This is a genomic window from Aestuariicoccus sp. MJ-SS9 (assembly GCF_032586235.1).
Lineage (GTDB): Bacteria > Pseudomonadota > Alphaproteobacteria > Rhodobacterales > Rhodobacteraceae > Aestuariicoccus.
The window spans coordinates 1-21238 of record NZ_JAWHTD010000024.1; the positions used below are offsets into that span (position 1 = coordinate 1).

Here is a 21238-nt window from a genome sequence, read left to right on the forward strand (position 1 = left end):
CCCCCCCCCCCCCCCCCCCCCCCCCCCCCCCCCCCCCCCCCCCCCCCCCCCCCCCCCCCCCCCCCCCCCCCGGTCGGCGCAGCGTAGCGCGCCGAAATTCAGGGCCACCAAAGGCCGCCGCAGCCGGGGAACGCTTACCGCGACAGCCCGCCGTGCAGCGTTGGCACGTCCAGCGCGGCAAAACCGTAGTGGCGCAGCCAGCGCAGGTCTGAATCAAAGAAGGCGCGCAGGTCGGGGATGCCGTATTTCAGCATGGCGATCCGGTCGATCCCCATGCCGAAGGCAAAGCCCTGCCACTGGTCCGGGTCCACCCCGGCAGCCGACAACACCTTGGGATGCACCATGCCAGAGCCCAGCACCTCCAGCCAGCCGTCGCCTTCACCCACTTTCAACTGCCCGTCGACCCAGGAACACTGGATATCGACCTCGGCCGAAGGTTCGGTGAACGGGAAATGCGAAGCGCGGAAGCGGGTCTTCACGCCCTCGACCTCGAAGAAGGCGGCAAAGAATTCCTCCAACACCCATTTCAGGTTGGCCATACTGATGTCACGGTCGATGGCCAGGCCCTCGACCTGGTGGAACATCGGCGTGTGGGTCTGGTCGTAATCGGCGCGGTAGACGCGGCCCGGCGCGATGATCCGGCAGGGCGCGCCGTGCTTTTCCATGTGCCGGATCTGCACCGGCGAGGTGTGCGTGCGCAGCACGTGGGGCGGGCGATCGTCGCCCTCGTCGCGGTGCATGTAGAACGTGTCCATCTCGGCCCGCGCGGGGTGGTGGCCCGGGATGTTGAGGGCGTCGAAATTGTACCAGTCGGTGTCGATCTGCGGCCCTTCGGCCACCGCAAAGCCCATGTCGGCAAAGATCGCCGTCACCTCTTCGCTGACCTGGCTGACCGGATGAATCGTTCCGGCGCGGCGCGCACGGCCCGGCAAGGTCACGTCGAGCCATTCGCCGCGCAGCCGTTCGTCGAGCGCCGCATCCGCCAGCGCCGCCTTCTTAGCGGCCAGCGCCGAATTGATCTCGTCCTTGAGCGCGTTCAGCGCAGGGCCCGCGACCTGGCGTTCCTCGGGCGTCATCTTGCCCAGCTCGCGCATCTTCAGGCTGATTTCACCCTTCTTGCCGACTGCTTGCACGCGCAGCTCTTCCAGCGCGGCCTCGTCGGCGGCACTGGCGATCAGGTCGATATATTTCTGGCGCAGATCTTCCATCGCTCGGGCTCCAAATTCGTTGCGCGCATCCCTAGCGGCATGGGTCAACGGGTGCAAGCGCGGGGCTCAGTAGGCCCGTGCGGCGGCGGCAAGCTTTTCCAGTTCCGGATCGACGATGCCCAGCTCGGCGAAATGCCCGCAAAGGTTCTCGACATATTCCAGCGAGGTGCCCAGGAACCCCTGCCCGGTCGCACAATAGCGCACCTGTTCCTCGAAGCTGAGATCGGCCTCGATCGAGGCGGCGGCGTGGTTGGCGACGAACCCCAACGCGTCGATCTTGCCGTGGTCGGTATCGAGCTGGATCAGCCTGGCGTGATAGGCTGGGGCAATCTGTTCGCGAAACCAGATGCGGCGGGTTTCCCGCGACACGTCCTTGGCCGCGATGCGGAAGGCGAGCCCGTGGCAACCCTGCCCTTCGTCGAGCGCGGCCATTAGCCCCGGGGCATCGGCCGTCCCGCGCGCGCCCTTGGTGTCCTTCAGGATGAACCGGCGCTCGTGCAGAGGCGCACGGGCCCGGCGGATTTCGACAAAGTCGAAGGCCGGGTCCCACATTAGCGAGCCATAGGCAAAGACCCAGAGATCGCCACCTGGATGGCGCGCCAGGAACCGGGCGCGCAGGGCCTCGATCTCGTCGACCGAATAGAGATCGTCGGTGGGGGCCCCGGCCTCGGTCAGGCGGGCGTGGAGCCGGTCTGGGTGGGTGTCGCGGAAATACGATTCGACCGGCGGCTTGATCTTGCCGCGCAGGCCCGGGTGGTGCCGGAAAGGATCGTCGGGATCGGACATTGCCGCAGGCTAGCAGGATCTTCCGGCCGCGCCAGCGTGAACCGCAAACAAAAAGGCCCCCGCCGGGCGGCGGGGGCCTTTCGTGAAGCGTTGGTATGGCGCTCAGGCGGCCAGGGCGCCTTTGGCCTGATCCACGATGGCATTGAACGCATCGGGCTCGTGCACGGCGAGATCGGCCAGTACCTTGCGGTCCACCTCGATGCCCGCCAGCGTCAGGCCGTTGATGAAGCGCGAATAGGTCAGCGATTCGTCATGGGCGCGGACGGCTGCGTTGATCCGCTGGATCCACAGGGCGCGGAAATTACGCTTGCGGTTCTTGCGGTCGCGCGTGGCATACTGGTTGGCCTTGTCCACAGCCTGCGCCGCCACCTTGAAGGTGTTCTTGCGGCGGCCATAATAGCCTTTTGCGGCCTTGATGACCTTCTTGTGGCGTGCGTGAGTGACGGTTCCGCCTTTGACTCGGGACATTCTCTAATCCTCCTGCTTCAGCGGTCGTAGGGCATGAAGCCCTTGATGATCTTGGCATCGGGCTCGGACAGGGTGGTCGTCCCGCGTGCATCACGGATGAATTTCTTGGTGCGCTTGATCATGCCGTGGCGCTTGCCGGCCTGAGCGCTGATCACCTTGCCGGTGGCGCTCACCTTAAAGCGCTTCTTGGCGCTGGATTTCGTCTTCATCTTTGGCATTTCGCTCTCCTTCAGGGTCGTTCACGCGCGACTCGGCATGCCGTTCCGGCCGGCCACGCGGATCAGACGCGCCGTATAGGCGCTCGCTATTTGCGATGCAAGGGCGTTTGTCGACGCTCAGCCGGTGAATTTGGCGATCACGCGGTAGATCGCCGTGGGCACCTCGTCGATCCGGTAGCCACCCTCCCGGGCCTGGACCGCATAGACCATCAGCCCACCGCCGAGGATCAGCGCCACGGCGGCGGCACGCGGAGAGCGTCCGTCGGACATGGCCGAGACCATGGCGGGCACCGACAGCACGGCGATCGCCAGGCCCATGACCAGGCTCGTATCGGGGTCCATGACGGTCAACCTCGGGTCGCAGTTGACGACAATCCGAAATTACCCCGGATCGGTGCTGTAGATCAAACGCTCGTCACAGGGCGCCACGCGCAGGATGTTCGTCGTGCCGGCCGTGTTGAACGGCACACCTGCGGTGACGACGATCTGGTCGTCCTTGCCGGCGTATTCCAGTTCCGTCGCCGCGCGGGCGGCGACGACCACGGCCTCCTTGAAACGATGCAATTCGGTGGTGATCACGCAGGTCGTCCCCCAGGTCAGGGCAAGACGCCGCGCCGCGCTTTGTTGCGACGACAGCGCCAGGATCGGCACCCGCGGGCGTTCGCGCGCCACCAAAAGCGCGGTGGTTCCCGACTGGGTGTAGCAGCAGATCGCCTTGATATCGGTGGTCTCGGCAATCTCGCGGGCCGCCGCGACGATGCCGTCGGCGATGGTTTCGCGCTTGGCGGCGCGGCTGGCCTCGATGACTTCGGTGTAGGTCGGGTCGCTTTCGACCTCGACGGCGACGTTGTTCATGGTGGTCACGGCCTCGACCGGATAGTCGCCCGCCGCCGATTCCGCCGAGAGCATGATCGCGTCGGTGCCCTCGTAGATCGCCGTGGCCACGTCCGACACCTCGGCGCGGGTCGGCATGGGCGAATCGATCATCGATTCGAGCATCTGCGTCGCCACGATCACCGGCTTGGCGGCGGCGCGGCATTTGCGGATCAGACGCTTCTGGATCGGCGGCACGTTCTGGACCGGCAGTTCCACACCCAGATCGCCGCGCGCCACCATGATGCCGTCACTGACCGCCAGGATCTCGTCGAAGGCCTTCACCCCCGCGGGCTTTTCGATCTTCGACAGAATGGCCGCGCGTTTGCCCGCCAGTTCCCGCGCCTCTTCGACGTCGGCGGCGCGCTGCACGAAGGACAGCGCCAGCCAGTCGACGCCCAGTTCACAGACGAATTCGAGGTCCTTTCGGTCCTTGTCGGACAACGCCGCCAGCGGCAGCACCACATCGGGCACGTTCACGCCCTTGCGGTTAGAGATCGTGCCGCCGGTGATCACCGTGCAATCGGCGAAGTCGGCGCCGCAGCTTTCCACCCGCAGCCGGATCTTGCCGTCGTTGACCAGCAGATGCGCGCCCGCCTCAAGAGCTTTGAAGATCTCGGGGTGCGGCAGGTTCACGCGATTGGCGTCACCCTCCGCCGGATCGAGGTCCATGCGGAAGGACGCGCCTTCGACCAGTTCTTCCTCGCCCCTGGCGAAGACACCGACCCGCAGCTTCGGCCCCTGCAAATCCGCGAGGATGCCGATGGTGCTGTCGAGGTCTTGTTCGACCTTGCGGATGATGGCGTGTCTTTCGCGGATTTCGTCGTGGCTGCCGTGGCTCATGTTCAGGCGGAACACGTCGGCCCCGGCCTCGTGCAGCTTGCGGATCATGTCATAGTCCGAACTGGCCGGGCCAAGCGTGGCCACGATTTTCACATTGCGCAAACGTCTCATATGATCGGATCCCAAATTTCGGTTCAAAGCGGTTGGCGGAGCCCTGTTACCGCTAACGCATCCCCGGCGTTATTGTCCATTCCCAATCCCCGCGCAACTGACTATGTCATGCGCGAGAGGTACGACAGGTCTATGATATACCAACCATTCCACATCGAGGGGCAAGACCGCCACTCGCGGTTTCTGATCACCTGCGACCATGCGTCTAACGTCGTGCCACCGGATCTGGGCGGAACTCTGGGGCTGCCCGATGCCGATATGGCACGCCATATCGCCTATGACGTCGGCGCGGCGGGCGTGTCGCGGGCGCTGGGACGGGCGCTGGGTGCGCCGGTGCTCTTGTCGAATTTCTCGCGCCTGGTGATCGACCCGAACCGGGGCGAGGACGACCCCACCCTGCTGATGAAGATCTATGACGGGTCGGTCATCCCGGGCAACCGTGACGCCGATGCGGTGGAACGCGAACGGCGGCTGAACGCCTACTACCGCCCCTATCATCAGGCGTATGAAGAGCTTGCCGCGCGGCGCGACGACATCGCCATAATCGCCGTGCATTCCTTTACCCGACGGCTGCGCGCCCGGCCGTCGCGGCCCTGGCATGTGGGGATCCTGCACGCCTGGGACGCGCGGCTGTCCGATCCGCTGATCGAACTGCTTCAGGCCGAGCCGGACCTGACCGTGGGGCGCAACGAGCCCTATCCGGGCCATCTGCCCGGCGACGCCATCGACCGGCACGGCCTGCGGCATGGCCGCATCAACACGCTGATCGAACTGCGCAACGACCTGATCGAAACCGATGCCGCGCAGGCCCATTGGGGCGCGCGGCTCGCCCCGCTGCTCGAGGCGGCGCTGGCGCAGGTTGCCGACTGACAGAACAAGGAGACCCCCATGGACGACCAGACCCGCATCGAGATCGAGGCCGCCGCCTTTCGCCGTTTGCGCCAGCATCTGATGCAAGACCGCACGGATGTGCAGAACATCGATATGATGAACCTCACCGGGTTCTGCCGGAATTGCCTGAGCCGCTGGTATCAGGAGGCCGCCAACGAACGCGGCATCGAGATGTCCAAGGACGAGGGCCGCGAGGTGTTCTACGGGATGACGATGGCCGAATGGAAGGCCAACTACCAGACCGACGCCGGCGCCGACAAGCAGCAGGCCTTCGAGAAGGCCTTCAAGGAAAACGTCACCGACAAGGGGTAACGGAGCGCCCTGTGCCGGGTTTCGCCGCGCGTTGCGCGGCGACCGGGGGGGGGGGGGGGGGGGGGGGGGGGGGGCGCGGGGGGGGGGGGGGGGGGGGGGGGGGGCCCCCCCCCCCCGGCCGGGGGGCGCTGCCCCCCGGACCCCCGGGGATATTTTTGGATCGATGAAGACGGGTGCGGGTACCTCAGATCGCCTGTTTGCGCGATTCGTCGAGGTAGATTTCGCGCAGGCGCAGCGCGCGGGCGCCCGGTGTGCCGTCGCCCAGCGCGACGCCGTCGATCTCGACCACCGGCATCACGAAGGTGCTGGCGGAGGTGATGAAGGCCTCGTCCGCCGCCTGCGCTTCGTCGATCGAGAAATTCCGCTCTTCGACCTCCATCTGCGCCTCGCGGGCGAAGCGCAGCACGGCGGCGCGGGTGATCCCGTGCAGGATGTCGTTGGACAGGGCGCGGGTGACGATCTTGTTGCCCTTGATGATATAGGCGTTGTTGCTGGTCCCCTCGGTCACGAAGCCGTCCTCGACCATCCAGGCGTCGTCGGCCCCGGCCTTTTTGGCCATCATCTTGCCCATGGACGGATAGAGCAGCTGCACCGTCTTGATGTCGCGGCGGCCCCAGCGCTGGTCCTCGATGCTGATGATCTTCATGCCCTTTTTCGCGGCAGGGCTGTGGGCCAGACCAGGCTTGTTCTGCGTAAAAAGCACGATGGTGGGCTCGGTCGTTTCCGGGTCGGGGAAGACGAAATCGCGGTCGGCGGGCGCACCGCGGGTGATCTGCAGATAGACCAGCCCCTCGTCGATGCCGTTGCGGCGGACCAGTTCGCGGTGCACCTCGAGCAGGGCATCCTTGCCGATGGGCGCGCGCATGTCCAGCTCGTCCAGCGACCGCTGAAGCCGCACGGCGTGGCCGTCGAAGTCGATCAGCTTGCCGTCCAGAACGCTGGTCACCTCGTAGACGCCGTCGGCCATCAGGAAGGCGCGGTCGAAGATCGACACCTTGGCTTCGGTTTCGGGCAGGTAGTCACCGTTGAGATAGACGATACGGGTCATGATGTCGGTCTTTCGGGCTGGGTTGCGGAAGGGTCGCTTACTGCCCTGCTTTAGCGGCCCGACCGGCGTATCTTCAAGCCGATTCGGTCCGGGGTCGGCAAGGCTTTGTACGGCGCCAGAACAATCTGCTACGCTGGGACGGATTGAAACCAGGGGTATTCCAATGGCAGTAACGCCGGAGCTTTCGGACTATGTGCAGGCCGCTCTCAGGCGCGGCGACACGCCCGACGCCATTCGCGCCACCCTGGACAAGGCCGGCTGGACGCGGACCGAGATCGACGCCGCCCTTGCCGGATGGATGGTGCAGGAGGGCGCGGCGGTGCCCCGCCCGATGCGGTCGAGCGCGGCGCGGGATGCATTGTTCTACGCGCTGCTCTTCGTCGTCTTCGGCATGGTGGCGGGCAATGTGCTGACGCTCTTCCTGGGGCAGATCGACTATTGGATGCCCGAGCCGGGCGAGAGCGGCAGCTATTACCGGCTGGCCGGGCTGCGCTGGTCGATGGCGGCGCTGATCGTCTTCACCCCGGCGTTCTTCTTTCTCGACCGATCCGACGGGCGCGCCACCACCGCCGATCCGTCGCGCAGGCATGGCAAGATACGCCGTTGGCTGTCGGCGCTGGCCATGCTGATCGCCGTGATCACCCTGCTGGGGGATGCGCTGTTCCTGATCTACACGTGGCTCGACGGCCAGGTGACCGCGCGGTTCCTCGTGAAGTCGCTGACCGTGGCCCTGCTGGCCACCGTCGTGCTGATCTATTTCCGCGAGGACCGTGGCCTGCGGCTCGCCGCGCTGCCGGTACCCGCCAATGCGGTGCTGGTCGGGATGGCGGCGCTCGCCCTCGGCCTGTCGCTCTGGATCATCGGCGGCCCGGGCCAGGGCCAGATGGAACAGCGCGACCGCTGGCGGATCGACGACCTGCGCACTCTGGCCCGCGATGTGGCCGTCTGCGACGTGATCGACCGAACGACCCTGCCCGAAACGCTCGACCCCATGACCTGCGCGCGCAATCCGTCCAACCTGACCGGATACGCCAGCGACGTCACCTACCGGCGGATCAGCGCGACGGAATACGAGCTCTGCATCGAGGTCGAGTTTCCACCGGCCCTTTCGGGCTACGATCTGCGTGTCGATGGCAACAGGGTCTGCGTCTGGCGCGAAGCGGAATAAACCGGGTCAGCCCCAAAGCGCCGCTTCGGGCGGATGCACCCCGTCGGCGTCGTAGCGCAGCGGCGGATCGCGGTCCTCGGCCAACAACAGAGGCCCGTCCAGATCGGTCACCATGGCGCCCTGCGCGACAAGCACCGCCGGCGCCATGGCCAGGCTCGATCCGACCATGCAGCCCACCATGATCCCGTAGCCCTCGGAACGGGCCGCGTCCCGCAGCGCCAGCGCCTCGGTCAGCCCGCCGGTCTTGTCGAGCTTGATGTTCACAACATCGTACTTGCCCTTGAGCCCGGGCAGGCTGGCGCGGTCGTGACAGCTTTCGTCGGCGCAGACTGGCACTGGCCGGTCGAGCCCGACCAGCGCGTCGTCCTCTCCCGCAGGCAAGGGCTGTTCCACCAGCGCCACGCCCAGCCGCTGAAGATGCGGCGCGAGATCGGCATAGACGGGCGCGCTCCAGCCCTCGTTGGCATCCACGATGATCTGTGCCTCGGGCGCACCGCGCCGCACCGCCTCGAGCCGGGGCATGTCGTCGGGCGTGCCCAGCTTGATCTTCAGCAGCGGGCGGTGGGCATGGGTGCGCGCGGCGGCTTCCATCCGCTCGGGCGTATCGAGCGACAGCGTATAGGCGCTGACCTCGGGCCCGGGTGCAGCCAGCCCGGCCAGGTCCCACGCCCGGCGCCCGGCCCGCTTGGCCTCCAGATCCCACAGGGCGCAATCCACCGCGTTGCGGGCCGCCCCGGCGGGCAAGAGCCCGGCAAGGTCGTCGCGGGTGAAAGACCCCGGCAGACCGGCGATCTGCGCCTCGACGCTGTCCAGCGTCTCGTCATAGCGCGCATAGGGCACGCATTCGCCGCGCCCCCGCCAAGGCCCGTCGCTTATATGCACGGTCAGCACCTTCGCCTCGGTCCGCGACCCGCGGCTGATCGTGAAAGCCTGCGCCAGGCGGAATACGTCGCGCGTTACCTCAAGCTGCAAAATCCATCTCCCTTTCCTGTCCCCGAACACCCGGCGCCCCAAAGCGCAAATCACGAAACCAAAGCGCCCCGCGGGATGGCGGGTGGGGCGTCGTGCCTTGGCACGCGCGCCTCCCGTCAGACCGCGGCCAGAGCCTCGGCCAGCCTCCCGGCGCCCTGGCGGAACGGATCGACCGTCGGCAGGCCCATCTGCGCCTCGATCTCCGCCAGATAGGCCTCGGCCTCGGCCGCGCCCATGTGCTGGGTGTTGACCGAGATGCCCACCACCTGGCACGCCGGGTTCGCCACCCGCGCCAACCCCAGCGCGGTATCGCGCAGCACTTCGAGGCTCGGCAGGGCATAGCCCGGCAAACCGCGCATATGGGTGCGCGTCGGCTCGTGACTCAGGATCAGCGCATCCGGCTGCCCCCCGTGCACCAGCGCCATGGTCACACCCGAGAACGACACGTGAAAGAGGCTCCCCTGCCCCTCGATGATATCCCAGTGATCGTCGTCGTTGTCCGGCGTCAGCCACTCCACCGCACCGGCCATGAAATCCGCCACCACCGCGTCCAGCGGCACGCCGTCGCCGGTGATCAGAATGCCCGTCTGCCCGGTGGCGCGGAAGGTGCTCTTCATCCCGCGCTCACGCATGGCGGCGTCCAGCGCCAGCGCCGTGTACATCTTGCCGACCGAGCAATCCGTGCCCACGGCCAGCACCCGCTTGCCCCGGCGCTTGACCCCGTCGGCGATGGGATAATCGACCTCGGGCACCCGCACGTCATGCAGCGCCCGGCCCGTCGCCGCGGCCACCGCCGCCAGATCGGGTTCGTTGCGCAGAAGGTTGTGCAGGCCAGAGGCCAGATCAAAGCCTTCCTCCAGCGCATTCACCAGCACCTTCTTCCATGCCGGGCTGATCTTTCCGCCACGGTTGGCCACGCCCACCACCAGCGTCTTCGCACCGGCGGCCTTGGCCTCGGCCAGGGTCATATCGGTCAGCTTCATGTCGGCCTTGCAGCCGTCCATCCGGAACTGGCCCACGCAATTCTCCGGCCGCCAGTCCTTGATCCCCTGCGCCACCTTTGCGGACAGGGCATCGGGCGCATCGCCGAGGAACAAAAGATAGGGTGTCTGGATCATGGCGGTCTCCTTGGGTAATCGCCTCATCATTGCCCATCGCCCATGCAAAGCGATTGCATCCCGCATCCGATTGGCAGGAATTCCGCAAAATTCTTCGGACAAATCGGTTTTTTGCACAAGGTTTTACACCCTATGCCAGCAAACCCGCCACCAAACGGATGATGGTTGTCATACTATTGACCAGTACCGATTCTTCGGGCGCGGCCAGCTCGACAACAAACGTGACCGCCGGGAACAGGGTCGCGAACGAAAATATGCCGCGCACCGCCGGGCGCAGAGGTACGCTATGCAGAGCGGTGATCTTTTGCGTGGTTTCCGTGATGCCCTCACAGGCTTCGATCGCATCGACAGCATCTTCCCAGCTGCTGGCCTCGCGGTATTTGCTGCGCAACCCTTCCAGCGACCCATCGGTCATACGATGCCAGGTTTGCAAAATCTCGGCTTTGCACGCGCGGTAGTGCGCCGTAAAGATCAGCAGCGGCCGTAGAAACCCGAACCAGCTGATCAGGCTCGCCAGGGCGAACAGCGCCAGATGCATGAAAATCCAATTTCCATAAACGCTTCCGATGGCGTCATAGTGCCATTCGACCACCAACCAAAAGGTCAGCCAAGCGATGGGGATCGACACCAGAATGCCTTGAAAGGCCATGAATTCACCAATACGCCGCGCGCCGCCCGCCCCATCGGCATGGCCAACGATCAGCGCCACCTGTCGTTGGGCGTTGTTGAGCCGTTGCGCCACCAGCCCATATGCCGCGCAGGACCCAAGCCGGTGACCGGCCAAACCGCCCAACAACATCGCGGAAAGCATGAATTCCCAGTCATCACGTTCTGACGGGAAACCGCGGAAATGGCTGAACACCATGCCGCAGAATACGATCACAACCACCGTCCAGGCTGTCACCCAGGCAAACCGAAAACGCCGGTCCTCGATGTTCTGGTCGTCACTGTCCGTCCAGGGGACAATGCCTTCGGTGCGCAACTGGCCGGACATGCCGCGATAAAGCCCGTCCAGCCACATCGACAGCCACAATCCGCTGAACACCGCGATGTAACCGCTGGCCATCATCGGATCGGCCAATTTACCCAGTTCGATGTCGCGGGGTTCCAGGCATTGGGGGGACGGAGGGCTGCAGGTGACCGAAGGGATCATTCCCAGAATGCCGTTCGGATTACGGGTCAGAAACGCGTCCAACGGATAAGGATGCCAGAGCCGGTCCGCCGCCACGACTGTCTCAAAGATCACATCCAACCGGGTCAGCCCGTAGAGTGTGCAGAACACCAGCAAAAAGCCTACCAGTGCGGTGTCGTATCGTTGAATATTCTTCATTCCATTCAATCTTAAAGTGAATGCAGCGACGCTAGCATGGAAACTGGCTGTCACAACACCCTCGCAGAAATGCCGCGGCGCAGAATTTCGCTTGCGCGGACTCGCGCAATTTAATAACCCGGCGACCAGCACCTGCGAAATATCCTTACCAAGAGGCCCCGCCATGTCCTTCCGCATCCAGCCCGCAGCACCCGCCCGCCCGAACCGCTGCCAGCTCTTCGGCCCCGGCTCGCGCCCGGCGATCTTCGAAAAGATGGCGGCCTCGGCGGCGGATGTGATCAACCTCGATCTCGAGGACAGCGTCGCGCCCTCCGACAAGGACAGCGCGCGCGCCAATATCATCCAGGCCATCGGCGACATCGACTGGGGCAACAAGACGCTCTCTGTGCGGATCAACGGTCTGGACACGCCATTTTGGTACCGCGACGTGGTCGATCTTTTGGAACAGGCGCCCGAGCGGCTCGACCAGATCATGATCCCCAAGGTGGGCTGCGGTGCCGATCTCTATGCCGTCGACGCGCTGGTCACCGCGATCGAGACCGCCAAGGGCCGCGGCAAGCGCCTCGGCTTCGAGGTCATCATCGAATCCGCCGCCGGCATCGCCCATGTCGAAGAGATCGCCGCCGCCTCGCCGCGCCTGCAGGCCATGAGCCTCGGGGCGGCCGATTTCGCCGCCTCCATGGGCATGTCCACCACCGGCATCGGCGGCACGCAGGAAAATTACTACATGCTGCACGAGGGGCAAAAGCATTGGTCCGACCCCTGGCACTGGGCGCAGACCGCCATCGTCGCCGCCTGCCGCACCCATGGCGTGCTGCCGGTCGACGGGCCTTTCGGCGATTTCAGCGACGACGAAGGCTTCCGCGCCCAGGCGCTGCGCTCGGCGACGCTGGGCATGGTCGGCAAATGGGCGATCCACCCCAAACAGGTGGCGCTGGCCAATGAGGTCTTCACCCCGTCCGAAAAGGCCGTGACCGAGGCGCGCGAGATCCTCGCCGCGATGGAAGAGGCCAAGGCCAAGGGCGAAGGCGCGACCGTCTACAAGGGCCGGCTGGTGGACATCGCCAGCATCAAGCAGGCCGAGGTGATCGTGAAACAATCCGAGATGATCGCCGCCGGCTGATCCGGCACCGGGTCAGGCGCGCTCGTCCTTGGGCGACCCCATGACGACGTAGGTCTGCAGCGTGTTGACCTGCGGCAGCGCGCCCAGAACCTCGGTATGGAAATGCTTGTAGGTGGGCAGATCGGCCGCCTCGACCCGCAGAAGGTACTCTACACCGCCGGTGATGTTGTGGCATTCGCGCACTTCGGGCGCGCGCGCTATGGCGCTTTCAAAGGCCTTCTGGCTGGCCTTGGTATGCAGGTTGAGCCCGACGGTGACATAAGCGACAAAGCCGACGCCGGTCTTTTCGGGGCTGAGCACGGCGCGGTAGCCCTTGATCACGCCCGCCCTCTCCAGCGCCGCGGTCCGGCGCAGGCAGGCCGACGGTGACAGACCGACCCTTTCGGCCAGCGCCAGATTGCTGATGTGGCCATCGCGCGTCAGTTCGCGCAATATTCTGGTGTCTGTGGCGTTCAAATCGGTCATCAATTGCATTTATTCCTCCCGGGCGCCGTGAATTGCAACCACTGACCGGGAAATCCGGTGAAACTGACACGCATGACACCTGAATTGTACACCGCCCTCGCCACCTTTGCCTTCGTGACCGTCATCACGCCGGGGCCGAACAACCTCATGCTGATGGCGTCGGGGGCGAATTTCGGCTTCCGCCGCTCGATGCCGCATATCCTCGGCGTCGGGCTGGGCTTTCCGATGATGATCGTGCTGGTGGGGCTCGGCGCGATGCAGCTCTTCGACCTCGTGCCGCAAAGCTACACGTTGCTCAAGGTCGTGTCGGTGGCCTACATGCTGTGGCTGGCCTGGAAAATCGCCAACGCGGCCCCGCCGAAAGAGGCGCAGGCCGAGGGCCGGCCGCTGACCTTTCTGCAGGCGGCGGCGTTTCAATGGGTCAACCCCAAGGCCTGGTCGATGGCGCTGGGGGCGATCACGCTCTATGCGGCCAGTCGGGATCTGACGGCGATCCTCTGGGTGGCGGGGACCTATGTGATGATGGGTTGCATGTCGACGACCAGCTGGACGGTGTTGGGAACGGCGGTACGGCGGCTGCTGGCGAAACCGTCCTGGCTGCGGATGTTCAACTGGGCGATGGCGGCGCTGCTGGTCGCGTCGCTGCTGCCCGTGCTAATGCCCTAGGCGCCTCCGCGTTGTGCCGCCGGGCGTTGCAAAGCCGCGCCACCCGCGTCATATGACGGGGGACACCCAGGATGCCGCGACATGACCCATTACCTCGACTTTGAAAAACCGCTGGCCGAAATCGAAGGCAAGGCCGAAGAACTGCGCGCCATGGCGCGGGGCAATGCCGAAATGGATATCGAGTCGGAGGCTGCGGCGCTCGACCGCAAGGCCGAGGATCTGCTGAAAGAGCTTTACGTCAAGCTCTCGCCCTGGCGCAAATGCCAGGTGGCGCGGCACCCCGACCGGCCGCATTGCCGCGATTACATCGAGGCGCTCTTCACCGAATACACGCCGCTGGCCGGCGACCGCAACTTTGCCGACGATCACGCGGTGATGGGCGGGCTGGCGCGGTTCAACGACCTGCCGGTGATGGTGATCGGCCACGAAAAGGGCAACGACACCCAGAGCCGCATCGCGCGCAACTTCGGCATGGCCCGTCCCGAGGGCTATCGCAAGGCCATCCGCCTGATGGAGATGGCCGATACGTTCGGCCTGCCGGTGATCACCCTCATCGACACCCCCGGCGCCTATCCCGGCAAGGGCGCCGAAGAGCGCGGCCAGTCCGAGGCCATCGCGCGGTCGACCGAAAAGTGCCTGCAGATTGGCGTCCCGCTGGTGTCGGTCATCATCGGCGAGGGCGGATCAGGCGGCGCGGTGGCCTTTGCCACCGCCAACCGCGTCGCGATGCTGGAACATTCGGTCTATTCGGTCATCAGCCCCGAGGGCTGCGCCTCGATCCTGTGGAAGAACGCCGACAAGATGCGCGAGGCCGCCGAGGCGCTGCGCCTGACCGCGCAGGATCTGCTGCGGCTGGGCGTGGCCGACCGGGTGATTCCCGAACCTTTGGGCGGTGCGCATCGCGACCGCGACAGCACCATCGCCGCAGTCGGGGCCACCATCGCCGCCATGCTGGGCGAATTCGAGGACAGCGCTCCGGCCGATCTGATCGCCGGACGACGGCGCAAATACCTGAGCATGGGCGCCAAGGGGCTGGCCGCCTGACCCCCTCCCGACCTTGACACCCTTTGCGCGCCCCCGCATGTAGCGCCTGACCAAGCGACGAGAGGCAGGGCATATGGCATCGAACTCCAAGACCGGCGGCGGTTTTCTGGAAACCGTGAAAACGGTCATCTATGCGCTGGCCATCGCGGGCGTGTTCCGCACCCTCTTCTTTCAGCCCTTCTGGATCCCCTCGGGGTCGATGAAGGACACCCTGCTGATCGGCGACTTCCTTTTCGTCAACAAGATGGCCTACGGCTATTCCTACGCCTCGTGCCCGTCGCTCTACCTGCCCGCCGTGGGCATCGACATCGACGCCGCCGACATCTGCGGCTTTCTGGACGGCGACAACACGCGCATCCTGGCTGGCGAACCCGAACGCGGCGACGTGGTGGTGTTCCGCCACCCGGTGTCGGGGCGCGACTTCATCAAGCGCCTGGTCGGCATGCCCGGCGAGACCGTGCAGGTGATCGAGGGCGTTCTGCACATCAACGGCGCGCCGGTCACGCTCCAGCCCAACGGCACCTTCGACGAGACCGCCGAACCGCAGGGCCCGCAGCGCCTGCGCCCGCGCTGCGAGAACGGCCCCGTCGGCGAGGGCGGTCTCTGCACCAAGACCCGCCTGACCGAGACCCTGCCCAACGGCGTCAGCCACGACATCCTGAACATCGCGATGCAGGGTTCGGACAACACGCCGGTCTACACCGTGCCCGAGGGGCATTACTTTTTCATGGGCGACAATCGCGACAATTCCGCCGACAGCCGGGTGCCGTCTGCCGTGGGCGGCGTCGGATTCGTGCCGTTCGAAAACCTCGTCGGCCGCGCCGACCGGGTGATGTTCTCTTCGGCGGGCTCCAGCATGCTGTTCTTCTGGACCTGGCGCGGCGACCGCTTCTTCGAGAAGATCGAGTGAAGCTGAGCGCCGAGCTTCAGGCCCTCGCGGCCCGTCTCGGGCACCAGTTTGAACGGCCCGAACTGCTCTTGCGCGCGGTGACTCACGCCTCGATGTCCGGCCCCGGCCGCGACGACAACCAGCGGCTGGAATTCCTCGGCGACCGGGTGCTAGGCCTTGTTCTGGCGCAGGCGCTTCTGGAACACGACCGCAAGGCGACCGAGGGCCAGCTCGCCCCGCGCTACAACGCCTTGGTGCGCAAGGAAACCTGCGCCGACGTCGCCCGCCAGATCGACCTCGGCGCGGCGCTGAAACTCGGCCGTTCCGAGATGCTGTCGGGCGGACGCCGCAAGCAGGCGCTGCTCGGCGACGCGATGGAAGCGGTGATCGCGGCGGTTTATCTCGACGCCGGGTTCGAGGCCGCGCAAGAGATGATCCTGCGGCTCTGGGGCCAGCGGATCGCCACGGTCGACGCCGACAGCAAGGACGCCAAGACCGCGCTGCAGGAATGGGCGCAGGCGCGCGGCCTGCAGCCGCCCGCCTATGTCGAGGTCGCCCGCGACGGCCCCGACCACGCCCCGGTCTTCACCATCGAGGCGCGGCTGTCCTCTGGCCAGACGGCCTTGGCCACGGCGGGCAACAAGCGACAGGCTGAACAGCAGGCCGCCAAGACCCTGCTCGACCGCCTGAGGTAGGGCCTCGCTTCGGCTCAGCGCAGGACAGGCCCGCGCATAAGCACGGCCAGCCCCTCAGACCCGGTCCTCTGCCAGCATCTCGACCAGCGCGGTCAACTGCCGCCCGGCCTCTCCGCCATCCAGCGCCTTTTGCGTCAGATCGCGCATCAGTCGCGGGAAGGCGTCCGATGTGCCGGTCGCCTTGAAGGTCGCCATGACGTCGTCCAGCGCGCGCAGGTACACCTCCATCGTCGCCTCGGCATTGTCGTAATCGCGGCCCGGCACGGTCCGCGCGAACAACTTGCCGTAATTGCCCGCCACACCGTGCGTCACCGGGATCTGCGCGGCAAAGGACTCCATCGGCAGCCCCGCCTTGCGGCACAGCGCACCGCCGTAGATCAGGCCGAACATGAACCCCTGCCGTGCTGTAAACATCGCCGCGAACAGCGCCGGCACCGCCGATGGCTCTGTCCCCACATGCGCCGACGCCCCGCCCAGCGCCCGGATCGCCGGCCCCCAGTCCCGCCAGACCTCCTCCGGCCCGGCGCAGAGGATCGCCGTCTCGTCCTGACCGATGCCCGAGGGATAGGCGTTGATCATGCCGATCTGCCAGGTGGCGCCCGCGCCGGTCAGCATCGCCACCAGCGCTTCGGCCTCTTCCGCGCCGCCGGTCGACAGATCGAGGACCACCTTGCCCGCCAGCGCCGGGCCCAGCGGCGCCAAAAGATCGTGCGTCGTCTCATGCGTCTGAAGACAGGTCAGCGTCGCCGGGCTGGCCCCGACCGCGTCCTCCACGCTGGCGGCCAGCGTCGCCCCCCGCGCCACCAGATCCGCCGCCTTGTCGGGCGACCGGTTCCAGACCGTCACACTTCGCCCGCTCTTCAACAACGTCGCCGCCAGCGCGGCGCCCATGTTGCCCAGCCCGATCACCGAAATATCCGTCATGTCGAAATCCTTTCTGAAAAAGTGGTCTCGTCATATCAGAAACGGCCTCGAACGGATATTCCCGGCCCCACGCCCGACAGGACTGGCCCCCAGGCGCCAGATCGGCTAGACCCGGGCGTCGCAGAACAGGATCGCCCACATGACCACACGCGCCGGCTTCGTCGCCCTGATCGGAGAGCCCAACGCAGGCAAATCCACGCTGACCAACCGCATGGTCGGCGCCAAGGTCAGCATCGTGACGCACAAGGTCCAGACCACCCGCGCCCGCATCCGCGGCGTCGCCATCGAAGGCGAGACCCAGATCGTCTTCGTTGACACGCCCGGGCTCTTCCGGCCCAAACGCAGGCTCGACCGCGCCATGGTGGCGGCGGCCTGGAGCGGTGCGGCGGATGCCGATGTGGTGGTGCTTCTGGTCGAGGCGCATCGCGGCCTGACCGAGGGCGTGCAGCGCATCCTCGAAGGGCTGGCCGAGATCGGCAAGGGCCGCAAGGTGGCGCTGGCCATCAACAAGATCGACCGCGTCAAGGCCGAGGCGCTGCTGGCCCTCTCGGCCAAGCTCAACGAGGCCTACCCGTTCGAGCGCTCCTTCATGATCTCCGCCGAAAAGGGCCACGGCGTGGACGCCCTGCGCCAATGGCTCGCCGGTGAATTGCCCGAAGGCCCCTGGCTCTACCCCGAAGACCAGATCGCCGATCTGCCGATGCGCATGATCGCCGCCGAGATGACCCGCGAAAAGCTGACCCTGCGGCTGCACCAGGAACTGCCCTACCAGCTGACCGTCGAGACCGAGAACTGGGAAGAACGCCCCGACGGCTCCGCCCGCGTGGACCAGATAGTCTACGTCGCCCGCGACGGCCACAAGGGCATCGTGCTGGGCAAGAAAGGCGAAACGATCAAGGCCGTCTCCAAGGCCGCCCGCGAAGAGCTCGAGGAATTTCTCGGCCGCCGCATCCATCTTTTCCTCCAGGTCAAGGTCCGCGAGAACTGGCAGGACGAGGCCGAGCGCTATTCGGAAATGGGTCTCAACTTCCGCGATGGCAATGGCTGAGCCCCGGCTCGCGACGGACTTCTGGGTCAAGGCCTACCTGCGCCGCCTGTCGCTTCATGACATCCCGGCCTACGTCACCGCCCATGGCGACGACACGGCAGGCGCGGTGCTGGTGAAATGCGCCACGCTCGACGGGGACGCCCGCGCCTTCAGCCGCAGCTACGACCTGATGACCGGCGCGCTGCACTGGGCCGAACTGGCCGCCGGGCCGGAACCCGAGATCGACGCCCTCATCGCCCGCCAGCGCAAGACCGACCCCGACCTCTGGGTGATCGAGGTGGAAAGCCGCTCGGGCACCCACCTGCTCGACCAGGACGGCCTCTGACCCCTTCTTCTTGGCAAAAATACTCCGGGGAGCTCGAGGGGCTGGCCCCTCGAGCCCGAGGTCCCGCCAACGGCGGGTCCGAGATATCCAGCGCGCGCCGCAGGCGCGCTCCGCCGGATCAAGGCTTGCGCCGGGCGCGCGGGCGGCCCACGGTCACGGCATGGAATGGCGTGACACAGGTATCCTGCTCAGCTCCCGGCCGCACGGCGAAACTTCGGTCATCCTCGAGGTGTTCACGCCATCGCACGGCCGCCATGCCGGCGTGCTGCGCGGCGGCGCCTCGCGCCGCGTCGCACCGATGCTGCAACCCGGCGCGCAGCTCGACCTGACCTGGCGCGCCCGGCTCGAGGATCACCTGGGCGCCTTCACCGCCGAGCCGTTGCGCTCGCGCGCCGCCGCCGCCATGGGCGACCGGCTGTCGCTGGCGGGCCTGAACGCGGTGGTGGCGCTCTTGTCCTTCTGCCTGCCCGAACGCGAGGCCCACGGCGCGCTCTACGATCGCACCGAAGCGCTGCTCGACCTGCTGGGCCAGACCGAGGTCTGGCCGCTGGCCTACCTGCGCTGGGAACTGGCGCTGCTCGACGAGATGGGCTTCGGGCTCGACCTGACCCGCTGTGCCGCGACCGGCGCGACCGAGGCGCTGGCCTATGTCTCGCCCCGCACCGGGCGGGCGGTGTCGGCTGTGGGCGCGGGCGACTGGGCCGACCGGCTGCTGCCGCTGCCGCCGGTGCTGCGCGGCGAAGGGCCAGGCGACGACGCCGAGGTGCTGACCGCGCTGAAAACCACCGGGTATTTCCTGGAAAACCGGCTCGCCCCGGACCTGCGCGACCGGCCCTTACCGGCGGCGCGCGGCGCCTTCGTCGACCGGTTCAGCCGCCGGGTACGCGGGTAAAGACCATCTCGGCCCCCTCCGGGTTCGACAGGATCAGCAGATCGCCCGCGACCTCGGCCAGCGTCATCGCCTGCAACGCCGCAACGAGCCGCGCCTCGGCCGCCAGCTCGGGACAGGCGCGCCGCGTCATGGCCGGCCCGGTCAGGTCGAACCACGGGTAGGGGGCCGTCTGAGCCCCGGTGAACCGGTTGCACGGCCCCTGCCCCGTCACCCGCCCCGGCGCGGGAAACTGCAAGGATAGCGGCCCGTCGGCATCCAGCCCATCGACCTCGGCCAACCGCCAGGACCCGCCCGCCGCACCATATCCGTGCAGCGTTTCATCCCCCGCGCAGCCCGCCAGAAACAGGCCCAGCCCAATGATGGCGCGTCGCATGTGACCTCCTCTTGGCGATACCCGTTCCGGGTATCTTCCTTATGTCCCGAATCCAAGTTAGGAGTAAGGCGATGCGCTGGACCTTGCCCAATATCCTGACCGTGCTTCGCCTGCTCGCCGCCCCCGGCGTGGCGGTCATGTTCCTGTATTTCCATCGGCCCTTCGCGGATTGGTGCGCGCTTTTGCTGTTTATCGCCGCCGCCGTGACCGACTGGTTCGACGGCTATCTGGCGCGCTCTTGGAAACAGGAGACCAAGCTGGGCGCGATGCTCGACCCCATCGCTGACAAGGCGATGGTGGTGATCGCGCTGATGGTGATCGTGGGCTATTCGTCGATGTCGCCCTGGCTGGTGCTGCCCGCGACCTTCATCCTCTTCCGTGAGGTGTTCGTGTCGGGGCTGCGGGAATATCTCGGCGACACGGCGGGCACGCTGAAGGTGACGCCGCTGGCCAAGTGGAAGACCACGACCCAGATGATCGCCATCTCGGTGCTGTTCGCCCAAGGCGTCTTTGAACATTACCTCGGGATGAGCGCCTGGGGCATGGACCAGGCGCTCTTCGAGCAGATCATGGCGGGTCAGGTCGAGGATCTGCAGGGGCTGCGCTGGAAACACGCGGGCATGGTCTGGTCCGGGCATATCGGGCTGACGCTGCTCTGGGTCGCCGCGGCGCTGACGCTGGTCACCGGCTGGGATTACCTGCAAAAGGCGGTGCCGCATCTGAGAGAGGAACGCTGATGGATGTGCTCTATTTCGCCTGGGTGCGCGAACGCATCGGGCTACCGAAGGAACGGGTGGACAGCGAGGCCGCGACGGTGGCCGATCTGGTGGCCGAACTGAGCGCCCGCGAGGACCGTTATGCGGCGGCCTTCGCCGACCTCAGCGCGCTGCGGGTGGCCCTGGACCAGGAACTGGTGGATTTCGACGCGCCTCTTGCCGGTGCGCGCGAGGTGGCGTTCTTTCCGCCGATGACCGGGGGCTGAGCGGATGCGCGTGGTCGTGCAGCAAGAGCCCTTCGATTTCGGCGCCGAGGCGGCGCGCTTTGCCGACGGGCGCCACGACATGGGCGCGGTCGTGACCTTTACGGGCATCGTGCGGGATCTGGCCGGTGGCGATCTCGACGCGATGGAGATCGAGCATTACCCCGGCATGACCGAAAAGGCGCTGACCGCCATCGCCGAAGAGGCCGTGGCGCGCTGGAGCCTTGGCGACGCGCTGGTCATCCACCGCTATGGCCGCATGGCGCCGGGCGAGCGGATCATGATGGTGGCCACCGCCGCGCCGCACCGCAAGGACGCGTTCGCGGCGGCGGAGTTCCTGATGGACTATCTGAAATCCCGCGCGCCGTTCTGGAAAAAGGAACACGGCCGCGCCGGTGCGGGCTGGGTGGCCGCCAAGGACGAAGACGAAGCAGCGTTGACCCGCTGGTAGCGGCGCGGCGCGCGATGG

At 66.4% G+C, this 21238-nt stretch carries 27 protein-coding genes; 14 read left to right on the top strand and 13 right to left on the bottom strand.

The genetic code is table 11. The annotated features are described in order from the left end of the window. Window positions 1-134: 134 nt before the first annotated feature. The 6 genes from pheS to pyk form a co-directional block, all read right to left on the bottom strand. Window positions 135-1208, bottom strand: a complete 1074-nt coding sequence (gene pheS / locus RXV88_RS14995) for a phenylalanine--tRNA ligase subunit alpha (RefSeq protein ID WP_316294303.1) — start codon at window positions 1206-1208, stop codon at window positions 135-137. A gap of 66 nt (window positions 1209-1274) precedes the next feature. Then, window positions 1275-1994 (bottom strand): gamma-glutamylcyclotransferase, encoded by a 720-nt coding sequence (locus RXV88_RS15000; RefSeq protein WP_316294304.1) that lies wholly within the window; start codon window positions 1992-1994, stop codon window positions 1275-1277. 102 nt (window positions 1995-2096) lie between these two features. Continuing rightward, the gene (gene rplT / locus RXV88_RS15005) at window positions 2097-2462 is read right to left on the bottom strand and encodes a 50S ribosomal protein L20 (protein WP_316294305.1); all 366 of its coding nucleotides are present in this window, start codon (window positions 2460-2462) and stop codon (window positions 2097-2099) included. Window positions 2463-2479: 17 nt separating this feature from the next. Next, window positions 2480-2680, bottom strand: coding sequence for a 50S ribosomal protein L35 (gene rpmI, locus RXV88_RS15010; RefSeq protein WP_316294306.1), 201 nt, complete (start codon window positions 2678-2680; stop codon window positions 2480-2482). 117 nt (window positions 2681-2797) lie between these two features. Continuing rightward, window positions 2798-3022 carry a hypothetical protein gene (locus RXV88_RS15015; RefSeq protein WP_316294307.1) on the bottom strand — a complete coding sequence of 75 codons (225 nt, stop codon included), beginning with the start codon at window positions 3020-3022 and terminating at the stop codon, window positions 2798-2800. Window positions 3023-3061: 39 nt separating this feature from the next. After that, window positions 3062-4507, bottom strand: a complete 1446-nt coding sequence (gene pyk / locus RXV88_RS15020) for a pyruvate kinase (RefSeq protein ID WP_316294308.1) — start codon at window positions 4505-4507, stop codon at window positions 3062-3064. A gap of 132 nt (window positions 4508-4639) precedes the next feature. Between pyk and RXV88_RS15025 the strand changes: the two genes are divergently transcribed. Together RXV88_RS15025 and RXV88_RS15030 are read left to right on the top strand one after the other, a co-directional pair. Continuing rightward, window positions 4640-5377 carry an N-formylglutamate amidohydrolase gene (locus RXV88_RS15025; RefSeq protein WP_316294309.1) on the top strand — a complete coding sequence of 246 codons (738 nt, stop codon included), beginning with the start codon at window positions 4640-4642 and terminating at the stop codon, window positions 5375-5377. 18 nt (window positions 5378-5395) lie between these two features. Beyond that, the gene (locus tag RXV88_RS15030) at window positions 5396-5710 is read left to right on the top strand and encodes a DUF1244 domain-containing protein (protein WP_316294310.1); all 315 of its coding nucleotides are present in this window, start codon (window positions 5396-5398) and stop codon (window positions 5708-5710) included. Window positions 5711-5894: 184 nt separating this feature from the next. Here RXV88_RS15030 and RXV88_RS15035 read toward each other — a convergent pair whose 3' ends face one another. Beyond that, on the bottom strand, window positions 5895-6758 hold the full coding sequence (locus tag RXV88_RS15035) for a D-amino-acid transaminase (protein ID WP_316294311.1): 864 nt from the start codon (window positions 6756-6758) through the stop codon (window positions 5895-5897). A gap of 163 nt (window positions 6759-6921) precedes the next feature. Here RXV88_RS15035 and RXV88_RS15040 point away from each other — a divergent pair, with 163 nt between their 5' ends. Further along, window positions 6922-7926 carry a DUF5671 domain-containing protein gene (locus tag RXV88_RS15040; RefSeq protein ID WP_316294312.1) on the top strand — a complete coding sequence of 335 codons (1005 nt, stop codon included), beginning with the start codon at window positions 6922-6924 and terminating at the stop codon, window positions 7924-7926. A gap of 6 nt (window positions 7927-7932) precedes the next feature. Here the strand turns inward: RXV88_RS15040 and dgcA are convergent, their stop codons facing one another. The 3 genes from dgcA to RXV88_RS15055 form a co-directional block, all read right to left on the bottom strand. Next, window positions 7933-8898 carry an N-acetyl-D-Glu racemase DgcA gene (dgcA, locus tag RXV88_RS15045; RefSeq protein WP_316294313.1) on the bottom strand — a complete coding sequence of 322 codons (966 nt, stop codon included), beginning with the start codon at window positions 8896-8898 and terminating at the stop codon, window positions 7933-7935. A 116-nt stretch (window positions 8899-9014) separates the two neighbouring features. Continuing rightward, a complete protein-coding gene (gene dgcN / locus RXV88_RS15050; protein ID WP_316294314.1) occupies window positions 9015-10016 on the bottom strand; it encodes an N-acetyltransferase DgcN in 1002 nt (333 codons plus the stop codon). Between the two features lie 130 nt (window positions 10017-10146). Continuing rightward, on the bottom strand, window positions 10147-11523 hold the full coding sequence (locus RXV88_RS15055) for a hypothetical protein (protein WP_316294315.1): 1377 nt from the start codon (window positions 11521-11523) through the stop codon (window positions 10147-10149). Here RXV88_RS15055 and RXV88_RS15060 point away from each other — a divergent pair. After that, the gene (locus tag RXV88_RS15060; RefSeq protein WP_316294316.1) at window positions 11510-12469 is read left to right on the top strand and encodes an L-malyl-CoA/beta-methylmalyl-CoA lyase; all 960 of its coding nucleotides are present in this window, start codon (window positions 11510-11512) and stop codon (window positions 12467-12469) included. The two genes, RXV88_RS15055 and RXV88_RS15060, sit on opposite strands and share 14 nt — an antisense overlap. 12 nt (window positions 12470-12481) lie before the next feature. Here RXV88_RS15060 and RXV88_RS15065 read toward each other — a convergent pair whose 3' ends face one another. Beyond that, complete coding sequence (locus tag RXV88_RS15065) at window positions 12482-12934, bottom strand: Lrp/AsnC family transcriptional regulator (RefSeq protein ID WP_316294366.1); 453 nt, start codon at window positions 12932-12934, stop codon at window positions 12482-12484. 72 nt (window positions 12935-13006) lie between these two features. On the opposite strand from RXV88_RS15065, the gene RXV88_RS15070 reads away from it, so the two are divergent. The 4 genes from RXV88_RS15070 to rnc all read left to right on the top strand — a co-directional run bounded on the left by RXV88_RS15070 (window position 13007) and on the right by rnc (window position 16228). Then, complete coding sequence (locus RXV88_RS15070; RefSeq protein ID WP_316294317.1) at window positions 13007-13600, top strand: LysE family translocator; 594 nt, start codon at window positions 13007-13009, stop codon at window positions 13598-13600. Between the two features lie 81 nt (window positions 13601-13681). After that, window positions 13682-14644, top strand: a complete 963-nt coding sequence (locus RXV88_RS15075) for an acetyl-CoA carboxylase carboxyltransferase subunit alpha (RefSeq protein ID WP_316294318.1) — start codon at window positions 13682-13684, stop codon at window positions 14642-14644. Window positions 14645-14717: 73 nt separating this feature from the next. Further along, window positions 14718-15554: a signal peptidase I gene (gene lepB / locus RXV88_RS15080; protein ID WP_316294319.1), complete on the top strand. Its 837-nt coding sequence runs from the start codon at window positions 14718-14720 to the stop codon at window positions 15552-15554. After that, window positions 15551-16228, top strand: coding sequence for a ribonuclease III (gene rnc / locus RXV88_RS15085; RefSeq protein ID WP_316294320.1), 678 nt, complete (start codon window positions 15551-15553; stop codon window positions 16226-16228). Before lepB ends, rnc begins: the two co-directional genes overlap by 4 nt. A gap of 54 nt (window positions 16229-16282) precedes the next feature. Here the strand turns inward: rnc and RXV88_RS15090 are convergent, their stop codons facing one another. Further along, the gene (locus tag RXV88_RS15090; protein ID WP_316294321.1) at window positions 16283-17152 is read right to left on the bottom strand and encodes an NAD(P)-dependent oxidoreductase; all 870 of its coding nucleotides are present in this window, start codon (window positions 17150-17152) and stop codon (window positions 16283-16285) included. A gap of 139 nt (window positions 17153-17291) precedes the next feature. Here RXV88_RS15090 and era point away from each other — a divergent pair, with 139 nt between their 5' ends. The 3 genes from era (at window position 17292) to recO (ending at window position 19417) form a co-directional block, all read left to right on the top strand. Next, entirely contained in the window at window positions 17292-18200 is a 909-nt protein-coding gene (gene era / locus RXV88_RS15095) for a GTPase Era (protein ID WP_316294322.1), read from the top strand. After that, window positions 18193-18525 (top strand): DUF1491 family protein, encoded by a 333-nt coding sequence (locus RXV88_RS15100; RefSeq protein WP_316294323.1) that lies wholly within the window; start codon window positions 18193-18195, stop codon window positions 18523-18525. Before era ends, RXV88_RS15100 begins: the two co-directional genes overlap by 8 nt. Before the next feature lie 160 nt (window positions 18526-18685). Further along, a complete protein-coding gene (recO, locus tag RXV88_RS15105; protein WP_316294324.1) occupies window positions 18686-19417 on the top strand; it encodes a DNA repair protein RecO in 732 nt (243 codons plus the stop codon). Here recO and RXV88_RS15110 read toward each other — a convergent pair. Further along, window positions 19395-19790: an META domain-containing protein gene (locus tag RXV88_RS15110; RefSeq protein ID WP_316294325.1), complete on the bottom strand. Its 396-nt coding sequence runs from the start codon at window positions 19788-19790 to the stop codon at window positions 19395-19397. The genes recO and RXV88_RS15110 overlap by 23 nt on opposite strands. Window positions 19791-19861: 71 nt before the next feature. On the opposite strand from RXV88_RS15110, the gene pgsA reads away from it, so the two are divergent. Genes pgsA through RXV88_RS15125 form a run of 3 tightly spaced genes read left to right on the top strand, consistent with a single transcriptional unit; the run spans window position 19862 to window position 21220 of the window. Continuing rightward, window positions 19862-20527 (top strand): CDP-diacylglycerol--glycerol-3-phosphate 3-phosphatidyltransferase, encoded by a 666-nt coding sequence (gene pgsA / locus RXV88_RS15115; protein ID WP_316294326.1) that lies wholly within the window; start codon window positions 19862-19864, stop codon window positions 20525-20527. Next, window positions 20527-20772 (top strand): molybdopterin converting factor subunit 1, encoded by a 246-nt coding sequence (moaD, locus tag RXV88_RS15120; RefSeq protein ID WP_316294327.1) that lies wholly within the window; start codon window positions 20527-20529, stop codon window positions 20770-20772. Before pgsA ends, moaD begins: the two co-directional genes overlap by 1 nt. Before the next feature lie 4 nt (window positions 20773-20776). Further along, complete coding sequence (locus tag RXV88_RS15125) at window positions 20777-21220, top strand: molybdenum cofactor biosynthesis protein MoaE (protein ID WP_316294328.1); 444 nt, start codon at window positions 20777-20779, stop codon at window positions 21218-21220. Window positions 21221-21238: the final 18 nt, after the last annotated feature.